This is a genomic window from Terriglobales bacterium (assembly GCA_035561515.1).
In the GTDB taxonomy this organism is placed as follows: Bacteria; Acidobacteriota; Terriglobia; order Terriglobales; family Acidobacteriaceae; genus DATMXP01.
Genome location: DATMXP010000059.1, coordinates 1 through 6196 on the forward strand (window position 1 = coordinate 1; position 6196 = coordinate 6196).

Sequence of the window (6196 nt, forward strand, 5' to 3'; positions counted from 1 at the left end):
CTATTAGGTATATAAACAGCCGTGGATTCTGCCTTCGAAATCATCGCCGAGCCAAACCGCCGCGCCATCCTCAGCCTGCTGGTCTTGTCCGAGCAGTCGGTCGGAGAGATCGAACGCCAGCTTCGCATGCCGCAGCCCACCGTATCCAAGCACCTCCGCGTTCTGCGTGAGGCCGGCTTCGTCGAATCCACCGTGGACGCACAGCGCCGCCTTTACCGCTTGAAACCTGGGCCGCTCCAGGAAATCGACGCCTGGCTGGCTCAGTTCCGGCGCTTCTGGTCCGCTCACGTCGACGCCCTCGAGCGCCACCTCGACCGCATGGCTCAAGCCACGCCACCGAAAAAGAAAGCAAGGAGAAGAAAATGACCGACCCTCATCCATACACACCGGGACCAGCCAGCGGCGCGCAGGTAAGAAAAGAAGGAGAGAAGTGGACGCTCATTCTCGTCCGCGAGCTTCGTCATTCGCCGGAAATGGTCTGGCAGGCTCTCACCGATCCCGCGCACCTGCGCGAGTGGGCGCCGTTCGACGCCGATGGCCGTCTCGACACCGTTGGTGCCACCGTAAAACTCACCTGGGTAGGGACACCGCAATCGATGGAAACGACCGTGACACGTGCCGACGCTCCCCACGTGCTTGAGTACAACGATATCCGTTGGAATCTCGAGCCGCTCGCCAACGGTACACGTCTCACCCTCTGGCACAACATCGATCGCCGCTTCATCTCCTGGGGTGCTGCCGGCTGGCACATCTCCCTCGACGTCCTCGATCGGCTCCTCGCCGGAAAGCCAATCCAACGCATCGTCGGCCCCGACGCCATGAAGTTCGAAGGCTGGCAGCGATTGAACGCCGACTACGCACGCCAGTTCGGCGTCGAAATGCCGAAATGGTAATGCGACGACTGAACTCGGTCACCAGGCCCGCGCAGCACCAACTTCTGCCGAAAGGACGAGCAACACAATGATCAGCCAACGAACCGTCTTCCGCTGGATTCACATCGTCTTCAGCATTCCCATCCTCGGTTACATTTACAGTCCATTCGAGAGAATCCCGGACTATGCCCCCGCAACCCGGTTCGTGTTCGTTCCCATCATGGTGCTTACCGGACTATGGATGTGGAAAGGTCACGTCGTTCGCCGACTCGTTGCCAAACCTCCCGCCCAGCCAAATACTGCTGATAACCTCTAATTGGACAGAAGCCGCATCAGCCGGGGCAAAAGAAACGGCCTTCGGGCCGTCGCCCGGGTACCTTTTCGCGGTGGCTTAAGTGCCGCGCTACACAGCCGCAACAGAAAGAATGGGAACGCATGGCCAACAAGAAAGAGCTGTTGTCAAAACAACGCGAAGAACTCCTCCGCACGCTGAAAACCCGGTTTGAGCAGAACCTGCAACGCCATAAAGGGCTCGAATGGGCCAGCGTTCAGGCCCGTCTCGAAGCGAATCCGGAAAAGCTTTGGTCTCTCAACGAAATGGAAAAGACCGGAGGGGAACCCGACGTCGTCGGCCACGACAAAAAGACGGGCGAATACATCTTCTACGACTGCTCCGCCGAAAGTCCGAAGGCCCGCCGCAGCGCCTGCTACGACCGTGAGGCCCTCAATGCAAGAAAGGAAAACAAGCCTAAGGCGAACGCCGTCGACATGGCCGTGGCCATGGGCATCGAACTCTTAACCGAGGATGAGTATCGCGAGTTGCAGAAGCTGGGAGAGTTCGACACGAAAACCTCCAGTTGGGTGAAAACCCCTGACGCGATCAGAGACCTCGGAGGCGCCCTCTTCTGCGATCGCCGCTACAACACCGTCTTCCTCTATCACAACGGCGCCGAATCCTACTACGCCGCCAGAGGATTCCGCGGGGTGCTTAAGGTCTAGTTTTAAAAAAGGAAAGCCCTTCCGTGAGGTGTCATGTATCTCGAAGGGCCAGACTGCCACTGGAGTGACGCCGCATGTGCTGGTCTCACCTTCGGCCTCTTTTACTAATATCCCGTCGTGAACGAAGCCATCAGAATGCTATTTCCCGTCGAGCTACTCTTATGCCGCTGGGCGTACAATGGTCGCGTTTACGGGAGCCGGTGCGATGGCCATCGTTTCTGGCATTCCGGAAAAACTCGGTCACTACCGTATCGACGAAAAAATCGGCGAAGGTGGCATGGGAGTAGTGTTCCGTGCCTTCGACGAGCGCCTCGAGCGCGAAGTTGCCGTGAAAGTGCTTCCTTCGGGGGCCTTGACCGATGAAACGGCTCATAAGCGTTTTCGAAAAGAAGCGCTCCTCCTCTCCAAGCTAAACCACCCAAACATCGCTACGGTTCATGACTTCGGATCTCAAGACGGAGTCGAATTCTTAGTAATGGAATTAATTGAAGGTGCGACGCTAACCGAGAAACTTGGCGGCCGGTCGATGGCGGAGAAAGAGGTCGTTGCCCTCGGAGCACAGTTGGCCGAAGGGTTGTCCGCAGCGCACGAGCACGGCATCGTCCATCGCGATCTCAAACCCGGCAACCTGCGCCTCAGTAGCGACGGTCGTCTAAAGATCCTCGATTTCGGTCTGGCAAAACTTCGCGGATCGGCGGCCGCTCTTGCCAACACAGAGAGTCTGTGTGAAACGCTTCACATCACCGGCACGCTGCCTTATATGGCTCCCGAGCAAATCTTGGGCGGAGAAGTGGATGCGCGCACCGATCTATACGCTGCTGGATTGGTGCTGTTTGAAATGGCGACCGGGAAACGCGCCTTCGACAACGCGAGCCAATACCAGATGCTCGGTGCCATTCTCCATGACACCCCTCTGCCTGCTACCAAGCTCAATCCGAGACTCTCGGCGGAACTCGAGAGAATCATTGGCAAGTGTCTTGAAAAGGACCCAAACAATCGCTACCAATCTGCGAAGGAACTCAATGTCGACCTGCGTCGTATGGAAACGCCGTCTATCACAGCACCATTTCCAAGCTTGCGCCGTCGGTCTGCACATTTACCAATACTCGCAACAGTGATCGTGCTCTTCGTGGTGCTGACATTGCTGGCCTACCTGCGTTTTCACGAGAAGAACGCAGCCAACTACCCCCAAGTGCGCTCGATCGCCATTCTTCCTTTCCAGAATTTATCGGGCGATTCAAAGCAGGACTACCTTGTGGATGGCATTCATGAGGAACTCACAATCGCCTTTTCGCAAATCACCGCACTTACGGTGAAATCACGGACCTCCACACTCCGATACCGCGATAACTCCAAAACGGTCCCTGCAATTGCGCGCGAACTCGGGGTTGACGCGCTGGTTGAGGGTTCCGTGCGCCGCTCTGAGAACGCACTGGCGGTCTCTGTTCAGCTCATAGACGCTGTTCAAGACCGCCCTATTTGGTCGAAGAGTTATGAGCGACAGCTTACGGACGTTATTCCGATGCAAAACGAGATTGCCCTTGAGGTGGCGAGAGAAATCAACGTTGCGCTTACGCCGAGCGAGCAGTCTCGACTGCAATCGGCCCAATTGATCGATGCGCAAGCATACGAACTGTACCGTCAGGCTCGGTACTACTCGGCGCAGCTTACAGTTGATTCCGTTCCGAAGGCCCTCTCCCGGTTCGAGCAGTCGCTTGCGAAGGCTCCTCGGTTTGCCGCTGCTTACGCCGGTTTAGCCGATCTCTATCTCAGCTCTCCAGGACGCCAGGTGCCCGGCTTGAATGATCAACGCGCTCTGCAATTGGCTGAAGGCGCTGCCCGGAAAGCTATCGACCTCGATCCTGTTTCTGCTGAAGCGCACACGGCACTTGCAGCCGTCAATTCCGCCCGTTTCCGTCCCTACACTGCTGAGCGGGAGCTCCGGCGGGCGCTTGAGATTAATCCGAACTCCGTGGATGCGCACCTTGCCTTTGCCTTCAATGCGGCACGCCTTGGCCGCGCGCAGGACGCCATCATGCACGCCCAACGTGCATTGGAACTCGATCCTGCTTTCCCCTTGACGAGTTTCAAAGTCGCGATTGTTTACCACTATCTCGGTCAGGAGGAACGCAGCCTGCAACAATTGCAGATGCTCTTGAAACAGACGCCGAACTTTCCGATGGCCTACTACGGAATGGCTATGATCCGCATTTGGCTCGGTCGCTACGATCAGGTCAATTGTGACGACCCCAATATCGAGAGGGCGGGAAGGAACCCGGAGCGGCTCGCGTTTCTGACCTACTGCTACGCAAAGGTAGGCAGGCACCAGGATGCCGAGCGCGTATTCCGTCAATTACAGACTCATCCGAACTTTCCTCAGGTGTATCCGCGTATGCTGTCGCTGGCGTACACCGCACTGGGTGATCGCGACCGCGCCGTGAAGGTCCTTCAAGACGCTTGGAAGGCCCGAACACCCTGGATAGACGAGATATTGCTCGAGCCCAATGACCTCGATTCCGACCCGCGTTACCAGGCCCTATTGCAGGCGATTCGGACTCAATACCAGAAGGATCAAACGTAGCCTGTGCGCTAAGTACCGAACCGGTACGTCGGCACACGTGTCCCTTCAGGTAATCGGGGAAGGGCCCGATCTTTGCATCACCGCCGAGTTGTGCGTTCACTTTGTGTCCACGCTAAGGATCCGCAGTTGTCGCCTCGCCTCCCTCCGCAGTTCGCCGATTCTCGACTTCTCGAGATGCCTTAGCAATGGCTCAACATCGCGGCCGATTAAGTCGCGTACGTAGCCTGCGTACCAGGGGCCCAATCCCGTCGTCCCCGGTGGAGGTTCCGGCAGCGACAGCGCCTTCCGCTGCAACTCCTCTGCGATCTGCCGATTGCGGAACTCCGGCGTGGCCCCGGAAAGATCCGTAATATCACCCGGTCGAAAAGGACCGAGTTCCACTTCCAGAGACACCAGCGGCAACGTCACCTGCCACGTATCTCTGACGCGTCGTAGAAACACTAGGTATCTGAATCCATTCTGGAAATTCGCGTGTGGCGGACCTGAACCGACGATGCCGCCTTCGGTTCTAATCGCACCCGTATACCACTTGAACGTCAGCATTCGGACGAACTGTCCTTTGTACAAGCGATCGTCCTTTATCTGAGTGCGTTGCGCCCTGAGTTCGATCCCGTCCACGTCTTCGCCACCCATCGGCGATATAGAAACAACGGTTCCCGATAGAACCAGATCCGAACTCTCGATGCGTTGTTTGAAATCCCCGGGAATCACCCAGGGGTAATGCACTTGTGCCGACAGCCGCGTCAGCAGGCAAAAGAACGCACAAAGACAAAAGAGCTTCCCCACAAACAAGACAGACTCCATCCGAGATGGAATTGTTCCAGGAAATAATCGGTGCGACGGGTGCGGAGAATCCCGAAACCAGAATATCGGCCCCACTTGTGCCACACCTTCGCGCGAAACGCTAACGTGGGTCCACCACCGGCCTAACTCTACAGCGTTTTCCTGAAGAACTTCGTATCCAGCGCAAACCTCGGAAACTTCGCCGGCAGAGCCTCCGGCTCGATCCTCGTGTATCCATTACGCAGGTAAAATCGTTGCGCCGCCTGCGTCGCCTCAATCGTCCCCAAAAACAATTCCCGGAAGCCCCGCCCCCGGCACTCCGATTCCAGGGTCTCCAGCAAATTCTGCGCAACGTGAAACTTAGGCCCGCGCCAACGCTCTTTCACGAACATCCGACGCAGCGCTCCCTGCCTCTCCCCGATGTCCTGCACCCCGATAGTCCCGATCACCTCTTCTCCCGCTACCGCCACCCAGAAATCACCACGCCCCTGCCGATACACCTCCCGCAACCGCGTCAAGTCAGGCTCCTGCTCAAGCGTTACTGGCAGCGAGAACTCCACCGTCTGGATATAAAGCACCAGCTCGGCGACTTCCTCACCGAACCTGTCTTCGTACGGAATGATGCGGTAGTCCATCGGGCCCGCATTCTCTCACGTCCGGCATACCGAAAAAGGCCGCCCGGTAAGAGCGGCCTTCCTGCCAGAGAGCCTCCCGATAGCTTTACTGCGGAACCGGCTTACCTTCCGTCTTCCCCGTCCACTGACGCGAGAGCGCACCGTTCCATTCCGGGAAAATCTCTGTCAAGTGGGTGGTCGGGCTCATTTTTGCGTAAGTTATTGATTTAACGGCGAATATAAATTTCGAAATGTTGGCATGATGCCCACACCCGAATTGCTATTCTGAATTTACAGATGGTTTTCGTTCTTTGTCATTCTGAGGCGAAGCCGAAGAACCTCTGTAC

Annotated in this window: 7 protein-coding genes; 5 read left to right on the top strand and 2 right to left on the bottom strand. The window is 57.0% G+C overall.

What is annotated here, in order from left to right; translation table 11 throughout:
- Positions 1–21: 21 nt before the first annotated feature.
- The 5 genes from VN577_24120 (at position 22) to VN577_24140 (ending at position 4452) form a co-directional block, all read left to right on the top strand.
- Complete coding sequence (locus VN577_24120; protein ID HWR17937.1) at positions 22–366, top strand: metalloregulator ArsR/SmtB family transcription factor; 345 nt, start codon at positions 22–24, stop codon at positions 364–366.
- Positions 363–893, top strand: a complete 531-nt coding sequence (locus VN577_24125) for an SRPBCC family protein (GenBank protein HWR17938.1) — start codon at positions 363–365, stop codon at positions 891–893. The genes VN577_24120 and VN577_24125 overlap by 4 nt, the downstream gene beginning before the upstream one ends.
- 67 nt (positions 894–960) lie before the next feature.
- Positions 961–1188 (top strand): hypothetical protein, encoded by a 228-nt coding sequence (locus VN577_24130; GenBank protein ID HWR17939.1) that lies wholly within the window; start codon positions 961–963, stop codon positions 1186–1188.
- Between the two features lie 119 nt (positions 1189–1307).
- Complete coding sequence (locus tag VN577_24135; GenBank protein ID HWR17940.1) at positions 1308–1871, top strand: DUF4256 domain-containing protein; 564 nt, start codon at positions 1308–1310, stop codon at positions 1869–1871.
- 205 nt (positions 1872–2076) lie between these two features.
- Positions 2077–4452, top strand: coding sequence for a protein kinase (locus VN577_24140; protein HWR17941.1), 2376 nt, complete (start codon positions 2077–2079; stop codon positions 4450–4452).
- A gap of 96 nt (positions 4453–4548) precedes the next feature.
- On the opposite strand, the gene VN577_24145 is transcribed toward VN577_24140, so the two are convergent.
- Together VN577_24145 and VN577_24150 are read right to left on the bottom strand one after the other, a co-directional pair.
- Positions 4549–5238, bottom strand: a complete 690-nt coding sequence (locus VN577_24145; GenBank protein HWR17942.1) for a hypothetical protein — start codon at positions 5236–5238, stop codon at positions 4549–4551.
- 146 nt (positions 5239–5384) lie between these two features.
- Positions 5385–5870 carry a GNAT family N-acetyltransferase gene (locus tag VN577_24150; protein HWR17943.1) on the bottom strand — a complete coding sequence of 162 codons (486 nt, stop codon included), beginning with the start codon at positions 5868–5870 and terminating at the stop codon, positions 5385–5387.
- Positions 5871–6196: the final 326 nt, after the last annotated feature.

Coding starts and splice junctions, on each gene's coding strand:
- VN577_24125 (HWR17938.1), top strand. CDS start 363: ATGACCGACCCTCATCCATACACACCGGGACCAGCCAGCGGCGCGCAG.
- VN577_24130 (HWR17939.1), top strand. CDS start 961: ATGATCAGCCAACGAACCGTCTTCCGCTGGATTCACATCGTCTTCAGC.
- VN577_24135 (HWR17940.1), top strand. CDS start 1,308: ATGGCCAACAAGAAAGAGCTGTTGTCAAAACAACGCGAAGAACTCCTC.
- VN577_24140 (HWR17941.1), top strand. CDS start 2,077: ATGGCCATCGTTTCTGGCATTCCGGAAAAACTCGGTCACTACCGTATC.
- VN577_24150 (HWR17943.1), bottom strand. CDS start 5,870: ATGGACTACCGCATCATTCCGTACGAAGACAGGTTCGGTGAGGAAGTC.